Genomic DNA, 20,257 nt, shown 5'->3' with positions numbered 1-20,257 from the left:
CGCCTAGCTCCCCATCCGGGCTTCGATCCGGTCGACCATCTGCTGTGGCACCTCCGGTTGACGAAGCTGGGTGAGGAGGCGTTCCTTCGCGGGCGCGGGCATCTGGGTGCTGCCTTCGACGAAGCTGATGAGCCGCGCGCGCCGGTCGTCGTCCAGCGTGATCATCGCCGCCTCTTCCGGTGCGGCCGTCTCCTCGGCGCCTTCGCGCAGGGGCCGGATGCGGATGCCCGCCCCCAGCGTCGGCACCCGTTCCGCGATCACCTCGCGACCGGCGAGCGTAGCGGCCTCGATCAGCACGCTTTCGCCCTGCCGCCGGACCACGGTCACGCGCTCTTCGCTCAACCGGTCTTCTTCGCCCAGAACCAGCACCGTGCCCGTGCTCGAAACTGCGGCGGCAGGAAGCCGCGCCACGCCGTCCAGAGCCGGTTCCTCGATCCGGACCGTCACGAAGTCGCCGGGCCGGAACCCGCGCGGGGTGTCGAGCGCGGCAAAGATCAGCCGCCCGGTCTGGCCCTCGCCCACCGCCGCGCTTTCGCGCGCGATCCGGCCCTGCCCCAGCATGTCGATCCCCGCAACATCGAGCGAGATCGTGACCTTTGCGGGGACAAGCCCGCCATCGTCATCCAGAAGTCGCAGGTATTGCGCCGTCGAGAGGCGGAAGCTGACCTCGAGCGCATCGGGGTCGACCAATGTCGCCACGACCTCGTTGACCTGCACCAGCCGCCCTTCGAGCGCGGCCACATCCGACAGAGCCCCCGCGAATTGCGCCGTGATCGTCGCCTCCAACAACCTCCGCTCGGCCTCGGCCAGGGCGATCCGGGTCCGCTCCAGCGCGATCCCGGCGCTCGCGACCCGGGCCTGCGCCGCGTTGACGGTGGCCCGGGCCGACAGCACGGCCTGCTGCGCCGACGACAGCGCGATCTCGGCGGATTCGAGCTCGGCGGCGAGACCCACCCCGCGCGACGAGAGGTTCTGCTGCCGGTCGAGTGCGGCCTGCCTCAGTTCCACTTGTCGCCGCGCGGATACGAGATCGTCCTGCTCCAGAAGCAATGCCGCCTCGGCATCGGCAACCTCGGCTTCGGCCTCGGCGACATCGGCCCGGCCCAGCGCCACGGCGTCCTCGAGGTCCGTCGGGTCGATCCGAAGCAGCATCTGCCCGGCTTCAACCCGGCCCCCGTCGACGAAGTTCTCACCGAGTTCCACGACCCGCCCCGAGGCACTCGCCCGCACCTCGAGCGTGCGGCGCGACACAACCTCGCCGAAGGCTTCAAGCACCGGTTCGACGGTTTCGGGCGTCACTGGGACGACGGCAGCGGTATAGACCCGCTCGCGCGCGGGCATTGACCCGCCGGTCTGCGCCATCCGGGTCTCGACCGCGCCTTTCACGATCCAGGCCGCCATGGCCAGCCCCGCCAAAGTGAGCGCGACAAGGAAAAGCCCGGTCAGGGAACGTCGTAGAAAGCGCATGCGTGGTCCTGCGTCAAATGATCCCGCCTACCTTGCCCACAGCCGCGAGACCGCGCAATCGCGGATCATCTCGCGTCCCTTAACAAGGCCGTTACGCTTCATACGGCCGACGGGATCATTTCCGTCGCTTGTGTTCGTCGAGACGCGGAAAAATCTCGACGAAATTGCAGGGGTTGTGGCGATAGTCGAGCTGATGGACGAGGATCTCGTCCCAGGCATCCTTGCAGGCCCCGGTCGATCCGGGCAGCGCAAAAAGATAGGTGCCATTGGCCACGCCGCCCGTCGCCCGCGACTGCACCGCCGAGGTGCCGATCTTTTTCATCGAGACGATGGTGAAGACCGTGCCGAAAGCGTCGATTTCCTTCTCGTAGACATCCCGATGCGCCTCGACCGTCACGTCCCGCCCGGTGAGCCCCGTGCCACCGGTGGAAATCACCACGTCCACCTCCGGGTCGAGCGTCCAGGCGCGCAGCTGGTCCGCGATCAAGTCACGCTCGTCCTGCACGATCACCCGGTCGGCGAGCAGATGCCCCGCCTCGGTCAGACGCGCGACCAAAGTGTCGCCGGAGCGGTCGTCCTCCGGCCCGCGCGTGTCCGACACCGTCATCACGGCGATCCGCACCGGAATGAAATCCCGTTCCGCCATGCTCACACCTCGAACCAGTTGACCGTGGGACCAAGGTTGCGGACCTGGCTCGCGCCGATCAGCCCCTCCTGCCCCCAGCAGTCGTGAATATGCCCGCAGACCACGAGCTTCGGTTGCACCCGTTCGACCGTTTCCCTGAGCGCGAGATAGCCCACGGGCCCCAGCCCGGTGACCACATCCGCGATCCCGCGCGGCGGCGAGTGAGAGATGATCACATCCGCAGTCGTCGCGCCCGACAGAAGCGCCTCGGCCTCGCCCTCGGTGAAATCCCACGACCAGTCGCAACCCGGCAATGGCGGTATCCCGCCCCCGATCCCAAAAAACGTTACGCCGTCGATCTCCACGCTCGTCCCATGCAGCACATGCGCGCCCGAAGGTGCGGCGGCATTCAGTTCCGCAAGGCTCTCATTGTTGCCCGGCACCATGACGAAAGGCGCCTTGATGCCTGACAGCATCTCCATCGCCTCCGCGACGCCGCGCCGCTGGTTTCCAAAATCGCCCGCACCGATGACCAGATCCGCCCCGGCACTCGCTGCGACGATATCAGCGGCCCGTGAGCGCGCCTGATGCATGTCGGAAAAGGCAAGGATCTTCATGCGCCGCTCCTGAGCCGGGCCTGCACCTCGAGCAGATCGGCCCAGGCGGCCTTCTTGTCCTGCGGTGCCCGGAGCAACTCGCGCGGATGGAACATCGGCATCACCGGCTTGCCCTCAAACGTGGCCCAGCGCCCTCGGGCCCGCTTGATGCCCGACGCCCCGGTCAGCGCCCTCGCGGCCACGGACCCCATGGCCACGATCACATCCGGGTCCGCGAGGAACACATGTCGGGCGAGAAAAGGGCGGAACATCTCGAGCTCCCCGTCATGGGTCACGCGGTCCGATGGCGTGCGGTAGGGGATCACGGGCAGCGCATAGAGCGCAGCCTCGGCATCCGGCACGTCGCGCTTCAGACCGATGGCCGCGAACATGGCATCGAAAAGCGTGCCCTCCCGGCCGACGAAGGGCCGCGCGTCGCGGTCTTCCTCCGGCCCCGGAGCATCGCCAACCACCATGACGCGGGCGGCGGGCATGCCGTCCGCAAAGACGAAATTCCGGGCGCCTCGTTTGAGTTCGCAGCCCTCGAAATCCTGCATCGCCTGCGCCAGCGTCTCGAGGTTGTCGACCGAGGCCGCGACCCGCCGGGCCTCGGCCACCCAATCGACACGTTGAGGTTCGGGCGCCACGTCCTGCGCTGGGGCCACCGCGGCGGACACGCGCAGGTGTTTGGGCGCCTGCGCCTCCAGTTCATAACGGTTGATCGGTGCGTCGCCCACCGTGTCGGTGACGCCAAGCTCGACATACCAATCGAGGAGGGCTTTCGCCTGATGCCAATCGAGTGCCGATTCCATGGCCGTAACCTAGGCCCGCTGGAAGAGCCCGTCCATGGCGCGTATCGTCCCCGCTGCCGGGCTTGGGGACCGCCCCTTTTGGATTGCCCCGCCCCCGGCCCCTGCTATAAGCCCGAAAGAACAAGGGGGTCCCGGCCATGACATTTCGCCACCGTCACCTTTTGGGGATCGAACCGCTCCACCCTGCGGAAATCACGACCGTTCTCGACCTCGCCGACCGCTATGTCGACCTCTCACGTTCTCCGCACAAACGCTCCGACGCGCTCGCGGGGCTGACCCAGATCAACATGTTCTTCGAGAACTCGACCCGCACGCAGGCTTCGTTCGAGATCGCGGGCAAGCGGCTCGGTGCGGATGTGATGAACATGGCAATGCAGGCGTCCTCGATCAAAAAGGGCGAGACGTTGATCGACACCGCCCTCACGCTCAACGCCATGCGCCCGGACCTTCTGGTGGTCCGCCACCCCCATTCGGGCGCAGTGAACCTGCTCGCGTCCAAGGTGAACTGCGCGGTGCTGAACGCCGGTGACGGCAAGCACGAACACCCGACGCAGGCGCTTCTGGACGCGCTGACGATCCGGCGCGCCAAGGGGCGGCTTCATCGCCTGACCATCGCGATCTGCGGTGACATCGCCCACAGCCGCGTGGCACGATCGAACCTGATCCTTCTGGGCAAGATGGAAAATCGCGTGCGGCTCGTCGGTCCCCCGACCCTGATGCCCAGCCAGATCGGCGCGTTCGGCGTCGAAGTCTATGACGACATGGCCAAGGGGCTGGAAGGCGCCGACGTCGTCATGATGCTGAGGCTCCAGAAGGAACGCATGGACGGCGGCTTCATCCCCTCCGAGCGCGAATACTACCACCGCTACGGCCTTGATGCCGAGAAACTGGCCCATGCCAAGCCCGACGCCATCGTCATGCACCCGGGCCCGATGAACCGCGGCGTGGAGATCGACGGGACCATCGCCGACGACATCAACCGCTCCGTCATTCAGGAGCAGGTCGAAATGGGTGTCGCCGTTCGCATGGCCGCGATGGACCTCCTGGCCCGCAACCTGCGTTCCGAACGTGTATCAGACACGGAAGGAACCATGGTATGAGCGATATCGACGACACCGACCTCGCGTTTTCAGGACAACCGCAGCCCCGCACGATCTGGGTGTTCGAACTGAAGGTCCCTACCGACGAACTTCCCATGTGGGAGGCCGACGGCGCGGACGAGGGCTGGCCCCTGCCCCGCGTGCTGGGCGTGGAGAGCCTCGACCCGGCCCATGTCGAAGTCTTCCCGGACAATCGCATCGCGGAATACGGGCTTGCCCGTTACCTCGCCGATGCCAACGGCATGGACGAAAGCGAAGTCGCGCCCGATGCGGCCAAGCTGGAAAGCGTGAGCCAGCTCGTTGTGCTGGTCCACGCCAAGGCGGTGACCGAACCTGGCCGCTTCTCGCCCCAGCCGCCCGCGCGCTTCGTGGGCAAATACGCGGCCAAGGGCCATCTCACCGCCTCGGTCCCCCCGATGTCGCGCAGCGCCGAGGGCGTTGTCGCAGGCGGCGGGCCGACCACGGTGACGCCGACCTCCTTTCCCTGGCGTGTAATCGCGCTGTCGTCTCTGCTCGTGGCGATCCTCGCCCTTCTGATCTGGTGGGTTGCGTGACGGAAAACAGAACCACCCCGGTGTTGGCCGAAGGCGAGACGATGATCGCGCAGTTCACCGCGAGCCGCGCGACCTATGTCAAGGAACACATCATGCTCGCCGCCATCGCGAGCGTTGCCGGTGCCGGGCTGCTCATCTTCATGGGCAACGAACATGCCTGGACCGGTGTCGTGGGGGCTCTGGCCGCCATCGGCGTGCGCGGGGTCTATGTCGCCTCCGAGGCGCTCGGACAGACCTGGACCCTCACCGACCGTCGTCTTATCGCCCCCTCGGGCATGGACATTCCCCGCGCCCGGATCGCAAAGGCCCGCTCCATCTTCTCGGCCGCTCAGGTGATCACCGACACCGGTGACAAGCATATGATCAAGTATCTGTCCGACCCGGCAGCAGCCGCGAGAACGATTGAGAAGGGCGCGACATGACCGACACCCCGGCAGGCTGGGAAGGCATCCTCGACGACGGCGAAACGATCCTCTGGCAGGGCCGGCCCCTGCAGGATTTCCACATCGCGCTGTCCAATGTGGTGACGATCGCCTTCGGCATCTTCTTCGCGGGCTTCGCGCTCTTCTGGATGGTCGGCGCGGCCTCGATGGGCGGCGGGCCGTTCTGGATGTTCGGCCTCATCCATTTCTCGGTCGGCGTCGGTATCGTCTTCTGGTCGATCTTCGGCTCGACCTATTCGCGCCGCAACACCTGGTACACGCTGACCGACCGCCGGGCCATCGTCGCCACCGACTTCCTCTTCAAGCGCAGATCGCTGGTCTCCTATCCGGTGCAGGACGCCCTGGTGGAGTTCAAGGCCGGCCCGCCCGATGACATCATCTTCGGCCACGAGACCAAGCGCGGCTCCAAGGGCCGCACCTACACCGTTCCCGTGGGCTTCTTCCGGCTCGAGGACGGCCACGCCGTTATGCGCATCGTCCGCAAGAAGATCCACAAGGTTCGCGACTACGACGACGAGATCGCGACCGATACGCCGCCGCCCCTGCCCACAGAGACCCTGCAATGACCCTGATCACCTTCACCAACGCTCGCCTGATCGACCCCGAGGCGGGCACCGACACGCTGGGCTCTCTCACCGTCGAGATGGGCGAGATCGTCGCGCGGGATGATGGTGAACGGGGAGAAATCGTGGACTGCCGTGGCAAATGCCTTGCCCCGGGGATCATCGACATCGGCGTGAAGATCGGCGAGCCGGGTGAACGGCATAAGGAGGGCTTCAGGACGGCGGGCCGCGCCGCCGCCGCCGGGGGCGTCACCACCATGGTCACCCGCCCCGACACGACCCCCGCCATCGACAACCCCGAGACGCTGGACTTCGTCAAACGCCGGGCGCGCGAACGGGCGCCGGTGCGGGTCAATCCCATGGCCGCCCTCACCAAGGGGCGCGAAGGGCGCGAGATGGTCGAGATGGGGTTCCTTCTGGACGCGGGCGCCGTGGCCTTCACCGATTGCGACCACGTGACCCCCGACAACAAGGTGTTTTCGCGCGCGATGACCTATGCCCGGTCGCTGGGCGCGTTGATCATGGCTCATCCGCAAGACCCCTCGCTGTCGAAGGGCGCAGCCACCACCTCGGGCAAGTTCGCCTCGCTCCGGGGCTTGCCCGCCGTGTCGCCCATGGCCGAACGGATGGGGCTCGAACGCGACCTCGCGCTGGTCGAGATGACGGGCGTGAAATACCACGCCGACAGCCTGTCCACCGCGGCCGCCCTGCCCGTGCTCGAACGCGCCAAGGCGGCGGGGCTGGACGTGACCGCAGGCGTCAACATCCATCACCTGACGCTCAACGAGCTGGACGTGGGCGACTACCGCACCTTCTTCAAGCTGAAGCCGCCGCTCCGGTCCGAGGACGACCGGCTCGCCATGGTCGAGGCGGTGGCCTCGGGCCTCATCGACATCGTCTGTTCGATGCACACTCCGCAGGACGAGGAAAGCAAGCGCCTGCCCTTCGAGGAAGCCGCCTCGGGTGCCGTCGCGCTCCAGACGCTGCTTCCCGCCGCCATTCGGCTGGTGCAAGCCGGTGCGATGGACCTGCCCACGCTCTGGCGCGCGCTCTCGCTCAATCCCGCCCGGCGCTTCGACCTGCCCGGGGGCACGCTGGCCATTGGGAACCGCGCCGACCTCGTCCTCTTCGACCCGGACGTGCCCTTCGTGATGGACCGCTTCAAGCTCGAGTCCAAGTCCAAGAACACGCCTTTCGACGAAGCGCGCATGGAAGGCCGGATCCTCGGCACATGGGTCGGCGGCCAAAGGGTTTATCCCTTCGAGGACTGAGCACAGCCGAAACCGGGACGCTTCATGATCCGCCTTGCTACCCTAGACGACCTTCCGGCCATGGCCAACGTGACCATGGCCGCCAAAGCGCATTGGGGCTACGACCGGGTCTTTCTCGAGGCCTGCCGGGACGAGTTGTCGCCGAAACCGGCCGACCTTGGCCCGGGACTCGCGCTTTGGGAGGACGAAGGCGTGCAGGGGGTCGTCCATGTGGTGATCCCGGGCGACGAGGCGCATATCTTCCTGCTGTTCGTGCATCCGGTTGCGATGGGGCGGGGCATCGGACGCGCGCTTTTCGACTGGGCGCTTGCGACCGCGCGCGGCGGCGGGGCGTCTCGTCTTACGCTTGATGCCGACCCCTACGCCGAGGGCTTCTACCGGCACCTCGGCATGACCAGGATCGGCGAGGTGCCCTCGGCCACATGGCCGAACCGGATGCTGCCGCTGATGGCGATAGACCTGTGAGCCCATTGGCGACCACAGCCCGGTTCACCCGCCCGCGCACCCTTTCCCAGACCCGCACAATCTGCGACAAGGCGACGACCTTCCCTGCCTCGGACGCACCATGCCCGACCTCATCACACCGATCCCGCTTCTCGCTCTGACCGCGCTCGTGGCCTATCTGCTCGGGTCGGTGCCCTTCGGCATCGTCATGGCGCGGCTCTTCGGGTTGGGCGACCTGCGCCAGATCGGGTCCGGCAACATCGGCGCGACCAATGTGCTGCGCACCGGCAACAAGCTCGCTGCCTTCCTCACCCTGATCCTCGACGCGGGCAAAGGCGGCATTGCGGTGTTGATCGCGCGTGCCGTCTTCGGTCCCGATGCGGCGCAACTCGCGGGCTTCGCGGCCTTTCTCGGTCACTGCTTCCCCCTCTATCTCGGGTTCAAGGGTGGCAAGGGCGTGGCGACCTGGCTCGGCACGTTGCTCGGGCTCGCCTGGCCGGTGTTTCTCGCCGCCGGCGCCACCTGGCTGGTCACCGCCGCGCTCTTTCGCATCTCCTCGCTTGCGGCGCTCGTCGCTGCTCTGCTCACGCCGCTCTGGGCCTATCTCCTCGGCTATCCGCAGATGACCCTGCTCCTCGTTGCGCTGGCCGGGCTCATCTACCTGCGCCATATCCCCAATATCCGGCGCATCCTGGCCGGGACCGAAACGAAGATCGGAAAGAAGTCCTGAGCCCCGGGGGAGCAGGATAAACGCAAGCGAAAACATGAATGTGGCCCGCCCGCCAAGGCCCGCGTTGCTTTTCGCCGTGGTTGAGGCAAAGTGTCTTCACGAAAACATTACCGAACACGGAGATCTGGGGACATGAACATGATGGAGGCCGTCAGGGCCGTCTTCTCGAAATACGCGGTCTTCAAGGGCCGTTCGCGCCGGGCCGAGCTTTGGTGGTTCGTGCTCTTCTGTTTCATCGTGAACATCGTGCTGGGCGTCGTCGACAGCGTGCTCTTCGGCACGACGACCGAAACCGGAAGCCTCGCGACGGGCGACTACAACTTCTCGTCCTCGACCGACACGCCGATCCTGTCGATGATCTTCGGGCTGGCCACGCTGATCCCGTCGATCGCGGTGGGCGTGCGGCGTCTGCACGACATCAACAAATCCGGCTGGTGGATCCTGATCGGGTTGATCCCGCTCATCGGTATCATCATTCTCATCGTCTGGTATGCCAAGGCCGGCGACAAGGGAGGGAACCGCTTCGGTCCCGATCCCATCGACGGCGCGGGCGGTGGTGGCGGCTATGCGCCAAGCTCGGTGCCCCCGGTCGCCTGATCGAGGATCTGGAAGGAGAGACGGACCATGGATTGGAAAACAGCGCTTCACACCTGCCTGCGCGAAAAATACGCCGACGTGAACGGCCGCGCGCAGCGGTCGGAGTTCTGGTGGTTCGTGCTCTTCATTTTTCTGGGCTCCCTCGTGGCCTCTGCCCTTGACGCGATGCTCTTCGCGCCGGTGGCAGGAACCACGGGGCCGCTCAACCTGATCTTTACGCTGATCACCATCGTGCCCGCCGTGACCGTAACGGCGCGCAGGCTTCATGACACGGACCGCTCCGGCTGGTGGCAGCTTCTGCTCCTGATCCCGATCGTGGGCTTTCTCGTCATCCTGTGGTGGACGGCGACCAAGGGCACGGACGGGCCCAACCGCTTCGGCCCAGATCCGCTTGGTGGCAGTGGCACACCGGCGCCCGAGGAGCCCCTGAACCGGGTGCCTCCGGCGGGGTAAGCGGGAACACGGATCGTGTTACAACAAGGCCGGGATCACATCCCGGCCTTTCCTTTCGGGCGACAGGGCGTGTGGTCCTCGCCTTTCCGGTGTCAGATTACAAGCGCAATCACCAGAAGCCCGAGGGCAAGTTCCGCGCCGTGCCCGATGACACGGATCGATCCGGCATGGCGGGCGCCGACTTCACCCAGACCACCGCGCAGGCTCGTCGAGGTCAAGGCAACGGCCAATGTCACCAGCGCGGTGCCAAGCCCCATCGCGTAAGTCGCGGCAATCCCGACCCAGACCGCACCGATCATCCAGGTGAGGAGCATGAGGAACACCGCCCCCGTGCAGGGCCGGAGCGCCACGCCCGCGATAAGCGCCAGAGCTTCGGGGAGCGTGGCCTTCGCGCTCGCCTCGAGGTCGGGCGTATGCGCATGGCCACAGTCGCACTCTGCGCCGTGGGCGTGATGGTGGTCCTGCGCACGGTGGTGGTGTCCGTGGTCGTGGTGGTGCCCGGCGTGAGCCACCGACACCCGATCCATCCGCCAGAATCCGCGGACGCCGCGCAGGACGAGCCAGGCGCCCAGCCCCGCGATCACCAGATTGCCCAGCGTCGTCACCGGCCCCTCGGCGATCCCCGTCAACGCCTCGCGCCCAAGGTCGAAGATCAAGGCCCCGGCCAGAACGATGACGATGGCCGTGGTCGCCTGCGCGAGGCTCGCGATCACGGTGATGGCCACCACCCGCCACAGGCTCGCCCGCGTCGACCAGGCCCAGGCCCCCATGACGACCTTGCCGTGCCCCGGGCCGACCGCGTGAAGAACGCCGTAGACAAAGCCGAGCCCGGCGAGACTCAGGGCGGCGCCGGGTGTCCCCGCCTTGAGCGCCCGGACCCCGCCGGCCAGGTCTGCCTGAAACGCGCGTTGCGCCTCGACAATGGCGAGCCGCGCCGCCGTCAATCCGCCCAGCGCCCAGAGCGCCGCAAGAAAGAAGGCCACCGCGCCGAGCGCGAGTATCAGCCGCCGCATGTGACCCGCACCTCGCGGGCGTAGAGCCGCCCGATCTCGCCCAACCCCAGGAGTTCCGGCGAGGCCTCCGGCGGGAGTGCTGCCACCTGTTCGGCGACCTCCGCGCTGACCGCGTCGTCATCCGGCGCGACGACTTCGCCCGAGCAATCATCGCGCCCGGTAAAGACGGGCTCGGCTATCACGTCGTAGTCCACATAGAAATAGGGATCGAAGGGTCGGATCACGACGCCGCCCGCGACATCGACCGGCGAGGTGAGCTCGCGGGTATGGAACGACACGGCCCGACCTTCGATCCAGTCCGCATCCCAGTCCTTGGGCCGGGACAGGTCCATGACCTCGCCGCCGACGACGACTTCGACATCGCCTTCGAAATCCGCGGGCCAGTCCGCATCCCAAAGGCGCATCGCCTCAAGCTCCCTGGGCGAGATCGACCCGTCGCCGTCCTTGTCGAACCCGCCATCCTCGACCATGAGAAGGGTGAAGACCTCGTCATAGGACCATGTCGCACGCAGCGCCGTGAGCCGCCCCTTGGCGTCGAAGATCAACTCGTGGCGCGCGTCCACGAAGATATGCGGATGGGCGAACGCGGGCAGCGCCGCCGTCAGGAAAAGGGCGAAGGACAACCGGATCATGCCATGGTGATGGCCTGCGCCGAGGCAAAGGTCCAGCGGAGTCTGCGAGCGGGCTGCGGTAAACCGCTCACCCCACGCAGGATACCCCGGGTCGTGCCGTCAGTAGGAGTATTCTCCGAAGACCCGCGTCACGTCGCCGTTCCAATCCCCTTCGAACCGCGCGATCATCTCGTCGGCCTGCGTCGCACCCTCTTCGACCATGTCCTCGAGCGTGTTGAGGAAATGGCGCTCGTCGGGGACCATCCCTCCGAAGCCCGGCATGGCCCGCCGTTTCAGACCGGCGCGCGAGATGTCGAGCACCTGTTCGGCGAGATCCTTCATCTTTAGCGCCCCGACCTCGGCATCGAGCGCATCCACGCTGGCGGCGACGCGCAGTTCCTCGCGCGTCTCGGCGTCCCAGCCTTTGACAAGGTCCCAGGCCGCGTCGAGCGAGACCTGATCGTAGAGAAGCCCGGTCCAGAGCGCAGGCAGCGCGCAGATCTTGCGCCACGGACCCCCATCGGCCCCGCGCATCTCCATGAACTTCTTGATCCGCGCCTCGGGGAAAATTGTGGTCAGGTGATCGGCCCAATCCGACAGCGTCGGCACTTCACCGGGCAGCGCGGGCAATTCACCCTTCAGGAAGTCGCGGAAAGACTGGCCGAGCGCGTCGATGTACTTCCCGTCGCGGTAGACGAAATACATCGGCACATCGAGCGCGTAGTCCACATAGCGCTGAAACCCCATGCCCTCTTCAAAGACGAAGGGCAGCATCCCGGTGCGCGCGTCGTCGAGTCCGCGCCAGATCCGGGAACGCCACGACTTGTGGCCATTGAGCTTACCCTCGAAGAAGGGCGAGGTCGCGAAGAGCGCGGTGGCCACGGGTTGCAGCGCGAGCGCGACCCGGAACTTCTGGACCATGTCGGCCTCGGAGGCGAAGTCGAGGTTCACCTGAACCGTGCAGGTCCGATACATCATCTGGGTCCCATGGGTGCCGACGCGCCCCATGTAATCGGTCATGAGGGCATAGCGCCCTTTCGGCAGGCGCGGCATGTCATCGTGACGCCAATGCGGCGCCGCGCCCAACCCGATGAATCCGGCACCGATGCGGTCGGCGATGGTGCGCACCTCGTCGAGATGGGTGTTCACCTCGTCGCAGGTCTGGTGGATGGTCACGAGCGGCGCACCCGACAGCTCGAGCTGCCCGCCCGGCTCGAGGCTCACGTTCGCCCCGTCCTTTTCCAGACCAATGAGCGCGTCCCCTTCGAGGATCGGCTTCCAGCCGAAATCGTCCCGCAGGCCTTCGAGCATGGCGACAACCGAGCATGGCCCGTGATAGGGCAAGGGCTCCAGCGTGTCCTTCACATAGCCGAATTTCTCGTGCTCGGTCCCGATCCGCCAGTCTTCCTTGGGTTTGCACCCGCTTTCGAGGTATTCGGCAAGCTGGTTCGGGTCGGTGATCGGCCCGCCACCGGACTGTGGTATCGACATGGGAAACTCTTCTTCTGATCGGGCCTAACCGTTGGGCGATTGCGCGCCGGGTGTCAATCCGCCCCAAGCGCCGTCAGTTGAGCCGCACCCGATGTCCCCAGACAGTCACCGCCTGCGCCGGTGGGGCATGCAATGCGCGGATCGCGGCTTCCATGTCGGCGCGGGGCAGCTGCGTCAGCACGTCGAAAAGCGCCCCCGCCCCTTCCGCCGCGGCGGGAATGGTCAGGACCTCGGTCCCGGTCATCAGCCGCCAGATCGCAGCCCCGGCCCTGTCGCGGGCGATATCCACCTGCGTCAGGGCCTCGACGCTCGCCACCCCGCCCCCGACCGGGGACAGATAGGTTACCTGCCGCTCGGTCACTTCGACCACGCCAAGCCCCCCGGATGCCGTGCGAAACCGCCCCCGCTGCACACCCGACCACAGAAGCGCCGCACCGACCACCGCCACCAGAGCACCGAGCCAGACGACAAGTCCAAGGCCGGTCAGCGCCCACCACAGGCCAATGGCAATGACGACGCCCCCGATCAGGGCCTCGCGCCAGCGGGACAGTCCGGCAACCGCCTCGGGCCGGAGAAAACTCATCGCCAGTCTCCCAGACGGTCCTGCCAGAGCGTCATCGCCGCCACAGCAGCCGTATCTGCGCGCAGCACGCGAGGTCCGAGCGAGACCGCGACGGCTTGGTCCATGCCGTGAAGCCGCGCGCGCTCGGCCCCGGAAAACCCGCCTTCCGGCCCAATGAGGATCGCCCAGGATCCACCGTCGCCCGCGAGCGCCGCGTCCCGACCCACCAGCGCCTCGTCGCAGAACATGATCCGCCGGTCGTCCCAGCCCGCGAGCAGCCGGTCAAGCTTCACCGGATCGGCGACCTCGGGCACGAAGGTGCCGCCGCATTGTTCGGCCGCTTCGACCGCGTGGGCCTGCAACCGATCCACGCGGACCCGTTCGGCATTGGTGAACTCGGTCAGGACCGGCACGATCCGCCTCGCCCCCATCTCGGCGGCTTTCTCCACGATAAAGTCGGTCCGCGACTTCTTGATCGGCGCGAACATGAGCCAAAGGTCCGGCGGGTCGAGTTGCGCCGCCGCCTGCCCCAGACAGGTCAGCACACCGCCGCGCTTTCCGGCCTCGGTAATCTCGCAGGTCCACTCGCCGTCACGCCCGTTGAACAGTGCGACCTGCCCCCCGACGGCCTGCCGCATCACCCCGAAAAGGTAATGCGCCTGCTCCCGCGTCAGATCGACGGATTGCCCCTCGGCCAATGGGTGCTCTACAAAGAGCCGGATTTTCGCTCGGTCCATCATGGGAGGCACGTTATGGCGACGAAACAGGGGATGCCAGAGGGCACGGTAGCCGATGCCTATTCCGGCAACTGGGTCGACCGCCATGCACCTGCCCGGCTTCGCCCCTTCCTGCGCCTATCGCGCGCCGACCGGCCGATCGGCACATGGCTCCTGCTCCTGCCCTGCTGGTGGGGGCTGCTCCTCGGGATGGGTCAGACCGGCACGATGCGGCTTCATGACCTGTGGATCGCCGTCGGCTGCGCCATTGGCGCCTTCCTGATGCGCGGTGCGGGGTGCACCTGGAACGACATCACCGACCGCCATATCGACGGCAGCGTGGCGCGCACCCGGTCGCGACCGATTCCCTCGGGTCAGGTGACCGTGGCACAGGCCATGGCATGGCTCGTGATCCAGTCGCTCGTCGCCTTCTTCATCCTGATCAGCTTCAACACCGCCGCCATAATCCTCGGCATCGTCGCGCTCGCCCCGGTCGCGATCTATCCTTTTGCGAAGCGCTTCACCTGGTGGCCGCAGGTCTTTCTCGGCATCGCCTTCAACTGGGGCGCGCTTCTGGCCTATACCGCCCATACCGGCAGCCTCGGCTGGCCCGCCGTCGCGCTCTATTTCGCGGGGGGGAGCTGGACGCTTTTCTACGACACCATCTATGCGCATCAGGACAAGGAAGACGACGCGCTCATCGGCGTGAAATCCACCGCACGCCTCTTTGGTGCCGCGACCCCGCGGTTCCTGCTGGGCTTTCTCGTTCTCACCGTCACGCTCATGATGCTCGCCGTGGTGCTGGCCTATCTGCCCGGGCGCTCAACTCTCGCGCTAATCGTCGCGCTCGCCGCGCCCTGGGCGGTGGGCTGGCACATGTCCTGGCAGATGCGCGTGCTCGACATCGACGATCCCGACACCTGCCTCAGGCTTTTCCGGTCGAACCGGAACGCGGGCCTGCTGCCTGTGCCGTTTCTTGCCGCTGCACTTTTCCTTTGATTGCACCCCCGGCCAAAGCGCCCTAAGGAAACCAACGTTTCTGACTGCTCGGGAATCCAAGCCCATATGCGCCTTACGAAAGCCCTTCTGGCCCCCGCGGTCTTTGTCGCCGCTGCCCTGATCGCGATCATCGCGGCCTGGAGCGCGGTGGGCGCGATCGAACGGGTATCGAAATCGGCCATCGAGAACGCGCTGATCTTGCAGGGCGAGGACTGGGCCACGGTCGAAACCGACGGGCTTCAGGTCATCCTAACCGGCATGGCCCCGTCCGAGAACGCGCGCTTCAAGGCGATATCGGTCGCCGGCGGCGAGGTCGACAGTTCGCGCGTCATCGACCGGATGGAAGTGCCCAGCGCCAAGGCGGTGACCCCGCCGCGCTTCTCGGTCGAGATCCTGCGCAACGACGCCGGCATCTCGATGATCGGCCTCGTGCCCGCCGCCACCGACCGCGAGGAGCTTGGCCGCCGGATCGGGCGCATCAATCCTGACCGTGCGGTAGCGGATTTCCTGGAAAGCGCGGACTACGCCGTGCCCGAGGGCTGGGACGCCGTGCTCGACTTCGCGATCAGCGCGCTCGAGGAACTGCCGCGCTCCAAGATCTCCATGGACGCCTCCCGGGTGGAGATCGAGGCCATCGCCGACAGCGAGGCCCAGAAGAAGGCCTGGGAAACCGACCTCGCCCGCCGGGCACCGGGAGGCCTCAGGCTCGCCCTCAACATCTCGGCGCCACGCCCGGTGATCACCCCCTTTACCGCCCGCTTCGTCATCGACGAGGACGGCGCGCGGTTCGACGCCTGCACCGCCCATACCGAACAGGGCCGGACCAGGATCGTCGCTGCCGGAATCGCCGCCGGGGTCGAAGGCCGGCCCAATTGCACCATCGGCCTCGGCGTGCCCTCGCCCGACTGGCCCGATGCCGTCGCCATGGGCATCGCCGCCCTGCGCGAGCTTGGCGCTGGCACCATTACCTTTTCCGACGCCGATGTATCGCTCGTCGCCGCCGCATCGGTCGAACAGCGGAATTTCGACCGCGTCGTGGGCGAGCTCGAGACCGACCTGCCTGACGTCTTTTCCCTGCATGCCTCCAAGACCGCGCGCGAAGACGCGGCCCAGCAGGGCGCCGAGGAATTCGTCGCGACCCTGTCGTCCGAAGGACAGGTCCAGTTGCGTGGCCGCGTGGCCAGCGAACAGGACCGCGCCATTACCGAAACCGTTGCGCGGTCGCGCTTCGGTATGGACCGGGTCTATGCCGCGACCCGGCTCGACCCCGACCTGCCGCCGGGCTGGTCGAACCGTGTGCTGGTCGCAGTCGAAGCGCTGTCCTATCTCGACAGTGGCACCGCGACCGTGAAGCCCGACATCGTCGAACTGCGCGGCAGCACCGGCGATCAGGGTGCCTCGGACGAGATTAGCCGCATCCTGTCTGACAAGCTCGGCACGTCGCAGGACTTCCGCGTCAACGTCACTTATGACGAAGCGCTCGATCCCGAGGCGAACCTGCCCTCTCCCGAGGAATGCGTGGCGCAGATCAACGATGTGATGCGCGGCGCCAAGATCACCTTCGCCCCCGGCTCGGTCGAGATCGAGGCCCGCGCCGCCCCGACCATCGACAAGATCGCCGATATCCTGCGCAACTGTCCCGACGCACCCATGGAGATCGGCGGGCATACCGACAGCCAGGGCAGCGAAGAGCTGAACAAGTCGCTGTCGCAGCAACGAGCGAACTCGGTCCTGAACGCGCTGCTCGCGCGGCGCATCCTGACCGCGAACCTGACGGCCCATGGCTATGGCGAAGAACAGCCTATCGGCGACAACGACACCGAAGAAGGTCGCGAGGACAACCGCCGGATCGAGTTCCGCCTGATCGGCAGCGCGGAACTGCCGGAGACCGGCGCCCTGATGGCCGAGGGCACCGAGGTCATCGAAGAAGGCACCCCCTCGAATGCCGAACTCGCCGCCATCCGCCCCCGCCCGCGCCCCGAAAGCGTGCTCGAGGCCGCCGCTGCTGCGGGCGAAGAGGCAGGCACGGATGAGGCTTCAGGAGATGAGGGTTCGGGCGATGAGCCGCCCGCCGAAGACACCGAAGCGACGGTAGACGACGAAATATATGTGCCCGGCGATGCAGGTCCGGAAGGCGAAACGACTGCGGACGAGAGCGCGGCGGACGATGGGGCGGACGAAGCGCCTGAAGACGAGGCGGTTCCTGCTGGGACAGAAGGCTCAGGTGACGACAGCGCCACGGCCGACGCCGACCAGACGATCCCGGCAGATGAGGCCGAGCTCGTCGACACGGAGGGCGAGGACGCCGGCGAACTCGCCGCGCCTGACGCCCCGGTGACCGACGCGCCAGAAGAGACCGAGGCCGAAGAGACTGCGAGCGACGCGCTTGCGGGCGACGACACCGGCACGCTCGCCACCACGGACGACGGCACGGAAGGGGCCGTACCGGTCGAGCAAACAGCGGAAACGACTGAAGATACCGTTGAAAACGCTGGGGAAACGGACCAGACTGCAACCGACACCACGACCCTGGGCCCGCCCGTCGTCGTGCATCCGGAGCTGGAAGGGGTTCGCCCCCCGCCGCGTCCGGACCGATAGGGATAGGAACATATGAACCGCGCCGAGTTCATCATTGTCACAGCGATCATTCTCTTCATCGCCTTCGCGCTCGGCTGGTTCGCCTATTGGCTGATCCATCGCTTCACCCGCGTCTCGGGGGCGGAAATGGGCGAGCTCGATCGCATGGCACAGGCCCTGCATGAAGCGGAAGAAACCCGCGATCAGGCGATCACCTATCTGCAGCAGCGCGAATCGGAGCTGTCCAACCAGCAGCACCAGACTGAAGCGGAACTGCGCGCCGCGATGGACGGTCTTCGCTCGGCCCGGCAGGAGGCCGAGGAACTGCGCGCCTATATCGAACGGATGAACGCGGGCTGATCGTCGGGTGTGTGCCGGCACCTACGTGGCCTGCCCGTTGACGCTGATCTGCAAGCCGGTCGGAGCCCTTAAGGGTGGCGATGCGCTCCAGAGCTTTTTCCGCGCGCCAAGACGGATGGCCCGCACGATGGCCCGGCTCACCGTATTTTCGCACAGGTGTGGCCCGGTGATCGCCCCATGGACGAGGCGCACCGCCATCTCCTTGGACAAGCGACCGGTCACCGGATGCCCCGCTCCGCCCAGTGCCATCATGCGCGGGGCCACAAACAGGCGTTTGACCTCGCGCGCCTGGGCCTGGTCGCCGGGCACGAGCGGGTCGTAGAGCACCGCCACCTCGCCCCGTCGACGGCCGCTGTCGCGGATGATGCCATGGGCGTGGCGCAGGAAATCCGCGTCGGCTTGCCCGGAAAGATAGCGCAGGTCCCCCAACGGGTGCCGTGAGGGCAGGTCCGGCAGCGGCGTGGTATGCGGAGACAAAAACAATGCCTGATCGAGCGAGATGGCCCGGCTCAGGATCAAAAGCCCATATCCCCCCATGGAATACCCGACACCCCGGCGGGTACGGTAGGGACCGCTCGCCCCTTCCACCGCATCGAGCAGAGCGGGAAGGTCAGGGTTCAGGAACCAGTCGTTATGCGCGGACTGGATGCGGATGTGATCGAAACCCGCGTCCACGAATCCCCGTGCCGGCGCGGCTTGGACGAACCCGGCCCGGTCGCACCGCCAGTGATCGAAGGTGAAGATCACGTCGCGCCCGCCGCCGCCGAAAAGCGTGGCCCGCAGATTGTCGCTGGAAAAGATCGTCGTTCCGAACATGGGCCAAGTCTGGCGCCCGTTCGTTAGGATCAGGTGAACGACCCTCCGCTCGGGTGTGAAACGCTCACCAGCGCGACAGCGCGTCCTCGTCTTCGTCCTTCGCCGCGACCCAGGCTTCGCCGTCTGCCCCGAATTCCTTCTTCCAGAAGGGCGCGCGGGACTTGAGGTAGTCCATCAGGAACTCCGCCGCTTCGAAAGCGGCCACGCGGTGACGGCTGGCGGTGGCCACCATCATGATGCGCTCGCCGGGCGCCAAGGTGCCGAAGCGGTGGATCACCAGCGCATCGGCCAGATCCCATCGGTCCATCGCCTGTTCCACGATGGCGGCGATCGCCTTCTCGGTCATGCCGGGGTAGTGCTCGATCTCCATCCGCGACAGGCCACCGGTGTCGCGCACCACGCCCGTGAAGGTCACGATCCCGCCCGCATCGGTGCGGCCCCGGGCGAAAGCCTCCGCCTCCTCCCCCAGCGAAAAGGGTTCGGACTGAGCGCGGACGGTGGGCATCTCAGCCGCCCGTCATCGGGGGGAAAAAGGCGACCTCGCGCACACCGGCAAGCGGCGCGTCGAAATCCGACAGTTCCTGATCCAGCGCCACGCGCAGCGCCGAAAGGTCGGCAAAGGCCGCCTCGTAGCGCGGTTCGCGCGCTTTCAGTTCCTCGACCAGATCGGCCACGGTCGCAGCCCCGGTCTCCACTCGTTCACGGGGTTCCCCGATCCGTTCGCGCACCCAGGCGAAATACATCACGTCCACCTCTGTCCGATCAGACATCCGGCTTCTCCTTCAGATAGGGCCAGGCCTTGCGGAAGTAGTCGTAGCCCGACACTGCGGTCAGCAGGGCCGCGACCCACAAGAGCACGACACCGATGTTGCCCGACCAGACCATGACCTGCATCTTCCAGCCAAGACCAAGGTGGTCTGTCCGCTCGCCCGCGATCACGCTGTCAAAGACCTCGGGCGCCATGCCGGTGGCCTGCATGCCGACATAATGCTCGAAAACGCCCTTGGCGAAAAGGAACGTGAGCGCGACCATCTGGACCGTCGTCTTCCATTTGCCGATCTTGGTGACCTTGAGCGCGCGAGCCTGGTCGCCCAGAAACTCGCGCAGGCCCGAGACGAAGACCTCGCGGAAGATGATGATGGCCGAGGGCAGGATGATCCAGACGGCAAGCCCGGAATAGGCGGCAATCACCAGAAGCGCCGTCAGCACCAGCGCCTTGTCCGCGATGGGGTCCATCGCCGCCCCGAAGCGGCTTTCCTGCGACCAGGCCCGGGCGAGATAGCCGTCCACATAGTCCGTGACGGACGCCACGATGAACACGACGAGCGCGAACCAGTCGGCGTAGGGGCGGTAGAAGAACAGGAACATGACCGGCAGGAGCGGCACCGCAATGAGCCGCCCGACGGTCAGGATATTCGGGATCGTCCAGGTCATAGGGGTGATCTAGCCTTTGGCGC

The 20,257-nt window shown here is 66.5% G+C and carries 25 protein-coding genes; 12 read left to right on the top strand and 13 right to left on the bottom strand.

Annotated features, from left to right (window positions below):
• Window positions 1-3 precede the first annotated feature (3 nt).
• The 4 genes from KJP29_RS01435 to KJP29_RS01420 form a co-directional block, all read right to left on the bottom strand.
• Window positions 4-1,467, bottom strand: coding sequence for an efflux RND transporter periplasmic adaptor subunit (locus tag KJP29_RS01435; RefSeq protein WP_218461759.1), 1,464 nt, complete (start codon window positions 1,465-1,467; stop codon window positions 4-6).
• A gap of 115 nt (window positions 1,468-1,582) precedes the next feature.
• Window positions 1,583-2,113, bottom strand: a complete 531-nt coding sequence (gene moaB, locus KJP29_RS01430; protein ID WP_218461758.1) for a molybdenum cofactor biosynthesis protein B — start codon at window positions 2,111-2,113, stop codon at window positions 1,583-1,585.
• Window positions 2,114-2,115: 2 nt separating this feature from the next.
• On the bottom strand, window positions 2,116-2,709 hold the full coding sequence (locus tag KJP29_RS01425) for a metallophosphoesterase (protein ID WP_218461757.1): 594 nt from the start codon (window positions 2,707-2,709) through the stop codon (window positions 2,116-2,118).
• Window positions 2,706-3,500 carry a uracil-DNA glycosylase family protein gene (locus tag KJP29_RS01420; protein ID WP_218461756.1) on the bottom strand — a complete coding sequence of 265 codons (795 nt, stop codon included), beginning with the start codon at window positions 3,498-3,500 and terminating at the stop codon, window positions 2,706-2,708. Before KJP29_RS01420 ends, KJP29_RS01425 begins: the two co-directional genes overlap by 4 nt.
• A 137-nt stretch (window positions 3,501-3,637) precedes the next feature.
• Here KJP29_RS01420 and KJP29_RS01415 point away from each other — a divergent pair, with 137 nt between their 5' ends.
• From KJP29_RS01415 to KJP29_RS01375, 9 genes are all read left to right on the top strand, one after another.
• Complete coding sequence (locus KJP29_RS01415) at window positions 3,638-4,600, top strand: aspartate carbamoyltransferase catalytic subunit (RefSeq protein WP_218461755.1); 963 nt, start codon at window positions 3,638-3,640, stop codon at window positions 4,598-4,600.
• A complete protein-coding gene (locus tag KJP29_RS01410) occupies window positions 4,597-5,154 on the top strand; it encodes a hypothetical protein (RefSeq protein WP_218461825.1) in 558 nt (185 codons plus the stop codon). Before KJP29_RS01415 ends, KJP29_RS01410 begins: the two co-directional genes overlap by 4 nt.
• Window positions 5,151-5,576, top strand: coding sequence for a hypothetical protein (locus KJP29_RS01405; RefSeq protein WP_370630753.1), 426 nt, complete (start codon window positions 5,151-5,153; stop codon window positions 5,574-5,576). Before KJP29_RS01410 ends, KJP29_RS01405 begins: the two co-directional genes overlap by 4 nt.
• Window positions 5,573-6,163: an aspartate carbamoyltransferase catalytic subunit gene (locus KJP29_RS01400; protein WP_218461754.1), complete on the top strand. Its 591-nt coding sequence runs from the start codon at window positions 5,573-5,575 to the stop codon at window positions 6,161-6,163. The genes KJP29_RS01405 and KJP29_RS01400 overlap by 4 nt, the downstream gene beginning before the upstream one ends.
• On the top strand, window positions 6,160-7,431 hold the full coding sequence (pyrC, locus tag KJP29_RS01395) for a dihydroorotase (protein ID WP_218461753.1): 1,272 nt from the start codon (window positions 6,160-6,162) through the stop codon (window positions 7,429-7,431). Before KJP29_RS01400 ends, pyrC begins: the two co-directional genes overlap by 4 nt.
• A gap of 24 nt (window positions 7,432-7,455) precedes the next feature.
• Window positions 7,456-7,896 (top strand): GNAT family N-acetyltransferase, encoded by a 441-nt coding sequence (locus tag KJP29_RS01390; RefSeq protein WP_218461752.1) that lies wholly within the window; start codon window positions 7,456-7,458, stop codon window positions 7,894-7,896.
• Between the two features lie 100 nt (window positions 7,897-7,996).
• Window positions 7,997-8,605 (top strand): glycerol-3-phosphate 1-O-acyltransferase PlsY, encoded by a 609-nt coding sequence (gene plsY, locus KJP29_RS01385; RefSeq protein ID WP_218461751.1) that lies wholly within the window; start codon window positions 7,997-7,999, stop codon window positions 8,603-8,605.
• Between the two features lie 132 nt (window positions 8,606-8,737).
• Window positions 8,738-9,202: a DUF805 domain-containing protein gene (locus tag KJP29_RS01380; RefSeq protein ID WP_218461750.1), complete on the top strand. Its 465-nt coding sequence runs from the start codon at window positions 8,738-8,740 to the stop codon at window positions 9,200-9,202.
• A gap of 27 nt (window positions 9,203-9,229) precedes the next feature.
• Window positions 9,230-9,655, top strand: coding sequence for a DUF805 domain-containing protein (locus KJP29_RS01375; protein ID WP_218461749.1), 426 nt, complete (start codon window positions 9,230-9,232; stop codon window positions 9,653-9,655).
• A gap of 92 nt (window positions 9,656-9,747) precedes the next feature.
• Here the strand turns inward: KJP29_RS01375 and KJP29_RS01370 are convergent, their stop codons facing one another.
• The 5 genes from KJP29_RS01370 to KJP29_RS01350 form a co-directional block, all read right to left on the bottom strand.
• Window positions 9,748-10,668, bottom strand: a complete 921-nt coding sequence (locus KJP29_RS01370) for a nickel/cobalt transporter (protein WP_218461748.1) — start codon at window positions 10,666-10,668, stop codon at window positions 9,748-9,750.
• Window positions 10,656-11,300, bottom strand: coding sequence for a DUF1007 family protein (locus tag KJP29_RS01365; protein ID WP_218461747.1), 645 nt, complete (start codon window positions 11,298-11,300; stop codon window positions 10,656-10,658). Before KJP29_RS01365 ends, KJP29_RS01370 begins: the two co-directional genes overlap by 13 nt.
• A 99-nt stretch (window positions 11,301-11,399) precedes the next feature.
• Window positions 11,400-12,770, bottom strand: coding sequence for a glutamate--cysteine ligase (locus KJP29_RS01360; RefSeq protein WP_218461746.1), 1,371 nt, complete (start codon window positions 12,768-12,770; stop codon window positions 11,400-11,402).
• A 73-nt stretch (window positions 12,771-12,843) separates the two neighbouring features.
• Complete coding sequence (locus tag KJP29_RS01355) at window positions 12,844-13,353, bottom strand: hypothetical protein (protein ID WP_218461745.1); 510 nt, start codon at window positions 13,351-13,353, stop codon at window positions 12,844-12,846.
• Entirely contained in the window at window positions 13,350-14,069 is a 720-nt protein-coding gene (locus tag KJP29_RS01350; RefSeq protein ID WP_218461744.1) for a 16S rRNA (uracil(1498)-N(3))-methyltransferase, read from the bottom strand. Before KJP29_RS01350 ends, KJP29_RS01355 begins: the two co-directional genes overlap by 4 nt.
• A gap of 15 nt (window positions 14,070-14,084) precedes the next feature.
• Between KJP29_RS01350 and ubiA the strand changes: the two genes are divergently transcribed.
• From ubiA to KJP29_RS01335, 3 genes are all read left to right on the top strand, one after another.
• Window positions 14,085-15,047 carry a 4-hydroxybenzoate octaprenyltransferase gene (ubiA, locus tag KJP29_RS01345; protein WP_255553383.1) on the top strand — a complete coding sequence of 321 codons (963 nt, stop codon included), beginning with the start codon at window positions 14,085-14,087 and terminating at the stop codon, window positions 15,045-15,047.
• 66 nt (window positions 15,048-15,113) lie between these two features.
• Window positions 15,114-17,645: an OmpA family protein gene (locus KJP29_RS01340; protein ID WP_218461742.1), complete on the top strand. Its 2,532-nt coding sequence runs from the start codon at window positions 15,114-15,116 to the stop codon at window positions 17,643-17,645.
• A gap of 12 nt (window positions 17,646-17,657) precedes the next feature.
• Complete coding sequence (locus KJP29_RS01335) at window positions 17,658-17,984, top strand: hypothetical protein (protein WP_218461741.1); 327 nt, start codon at window positions 17,658-17,660, stop codon at window positions 17,982-17,984.
• 21 nt (window positions 17,985-18,005) lie between these two features.
• Here the strand turns inward: KJP29_RS01335 and KJP29_RS01330 are convergent, their stop codons facing one another.
• The 4 genes from KJP29_RS01330 to pgsA form a co-directional block, all read right to left on the bottom strand.
• Window positions 18,006-18,800, bottom strand: a complete 795-nt coding sequence (locus tag KJP29_RS01330; RefSeq protein WP_218461740.1) for a hypothetical protein — start codon at window positions 18,798-18,800, stop codon at window positions 18,006-18,008.
• 64 nt (window positions 18,801-18,864) lie between these two features.
• Window positions 18,865-19,305: a molybdenum cofactor biosynthesis protein MoaE gene (locus tag KJP29_RS01325; protein ID WP_218461739.1), complete on the bottom strand. Its 441-nt coding sequence runs from the start codon at window positions 19,303-19,305 to the stop codon at window positions 18,865-18,867.
• A gap of 1 nt (window position 19,306) precedes the next feature.
• A complete protein-coding gene (gene moaD, locus KJP29_RS01320; RefSeq protein WP_218461819.1) occupies window positions 19,307-19,552 on the bottom strand; it encodes a molybdopterin converting factor subunit 1 in 246 nt (81 codons plus the stop codon).
• 10 nt (window positions 19,553-19,562) lie between these two features.
• Window positions 19,563-20,234 (bottom strand): CDP-diacylglycerol--glycerol-3-phosphate 3-phosphatidyltransferase, encoded by a 672-nt coding sequence (gene pgsA / locus KJP29_RS01315; RefSeq protein ID WP_218461738.1) that lies wholly within the window; start codon window positions 20,232-20,234, stop codon window positions 19,563-19,565.
• Window positions 20,235-20,257 lie beyond the last annotated feature (23 nt).

The organism is Maritimibacter sp. DP1N21-5 (assembly GCF_019218295.1).
Taxonomy (GTDB): Bacteria; Pseudomonadota; Alphaproteobacteria; order Rhodobacterales; family Rhodobacteraceae; genus Maritimibacter.
Note: the sequence above shows the minus strand (reverse complement) of the source record. Positions and strands in the feature narration are given on the sequence as shown.

Excerpts from the sequence above, each read along its gene's own strand:
- plsY (WP_218461751.1), top strand. The coding sequence starts at position 7,997 with ATGCCCGACCTCATCACACCGATCCCGCTTCTCGCTCTGACCGCGCTC.
- KJP29_RS01435 (WP_218461759.1), bottom strand. The coding sequence starts at position 1,467 with ATGCGCTTTCTACGACGTTCCCTGACCGGGCTTTTCCTTGTCGCGCTC.
- KJP29_RS01360 (WP_218461746.1), bottom strand. The coding sequence starts at position 12,770 with ATGTCGATACCACAGTCCGGTGGCGGGCCGATCACCGACCCGAACCAG.
- KJP29_RS01370 (WP_218461748.1), bottom strand. The coding sequence starts at position 10,668 with ATGCGGCGGCTGATACTCGCGCTCGGCGCGGTGGCCTTCTTTCTTGCG.
- KJP29_RS01365 (WP_218461747.1), bottom strand. The coding sequence starts at position 11,300 with ATGATCCGGTTGTCCTTCGCCCTTTTCCTGACGGCGGCGCTGCCCGCG.
- KJP29_RS01335 (WP_218461741.1), top strand. The coding sequence starts at position 17,658 with ATGAACCGCGCCGAGTTCATCATTGTCACAGCGATCATTCTCTTCATC.
- KJP29_RS01410 (WP_218461825.1), top strand. The coding sequence starts at position 4,597 with ATGAGCGATATCGACGACACCGACCTCGCGTTTTCAGGACAACCGCAG.
- KJP29_RS01375 (WP_218461749.1), top strand. The coding sequence starts at position 9,230 with ATGGATTGGAAAACAGCGCTTCACACCTGCCTGCGCGAAAAATACGCC.
- KJP29_RS01330 (WP_218461740.1), bottom strand. The coding sequence starts at position 18,800 with ATGTTCGGAACGACGATCTTTTCCAGCGACAATCTGCGGGCCACGCTT.
- KJP29_RS01425 (WP_218461757.1), bottom strand. The coding sequence starts at position 2,709 with ATGAAGATCCTTGCCTTTTCCGACATGCATCAGGCGCGCTCACGGGCC.
- KJP29_RS01420 (WP_218461756.1), bottom strand. The coding sequence starts at position 3,500 with ATGGAATCGGCACTCGATTGGCATCAGGCGAAAGCCCTCCTCGATTGG.
- KJP29_RS01355 (WP_218461745.1), bottom strand. The coding sequence starts at position 13,353 with ATGAGTTTTCTCCGGCCCGAGGCGGTTGCCGGACTGTCCCGCTGGCGC.
- KJP29_RS01400 (WP_218461754.1), top strand. The coding sequence starts at position 5,573 with ATGACCGACACCCCGGCAGGCTGGGAAGGCATCCTCGACGACGGCGAA.
- moaB (WP_218461758.1), bottom strand. The coding sequence starts at position 2,113 with ATGGCGGAACGGGATTTCATTCCGGTGCGGATCGCCGTGATGACGGTG.
- KJP29_RS01380 (WP_218461750.1), top strand. The coding sequence starts at position 8,738 with ATGAACATGATGGAGGCCGTCAGGGCCGTCTTCTCGAAATACGCGGTC.
- ubiA (WP_255553383.1), top strand. The coding sequence starts at position 14,085 with ATGGCGACGAAACAGGGGATGCCAGAGGGCACGGTAGCCGATGCCTAT.
- KJP29_RS01325 (WP_218461739.1), bottom strand. The coding sequence starts at position 19,305 with ATGCCCACCGTCCGCGCTCAGTCCGAACCCTTTTCGCTGGGGGAGGAG.
- KJP29_RS01390 (WP_218461752.1), top strand. The coding sequence starts at position 7,456 with ATGATCCGCCTTGCTACCCTAGACGACCTTCCGGCCATGGCCAACGTG.
- KJP29_RS01415 (WP_218461755.1), top strand. The coding sequence starts at position 3,638 with ATGACATTTCGCCACCGTCACCTTTTGGGGATCGAACCGCTCCACCCT.
- pgsA (WP_218461738.1), bottom strand. The coding sequence starts at position 20,234 with ATGACCTGGACGATCCCGAATATCCTGACCGTCGGGCGGCTCATTGCG.
- pyrC (WP_218461753.1), top strand. The coding sequence starts at position 6,160 with ATGACCCTGATCACCTTCACCAACGCTCGCCTGATCGACCCCGAGGCG.
- KJP29_RS01350 (WP_218461744.1), bottom strand. The coding sequence starts at position 14,069 with ATGGACCGAGCGAAAATCCGGCTCTTTGTAGAGCACCCATTGGCCGAG.
- KJP29_RS01340 (WP_218461742.1), top strand. The coding sequence starts at position 15,114 with ATGCGCCTTACGAAAGCCCTTCTGGCCCCCGCGGTCTTTGTCGCCGCT.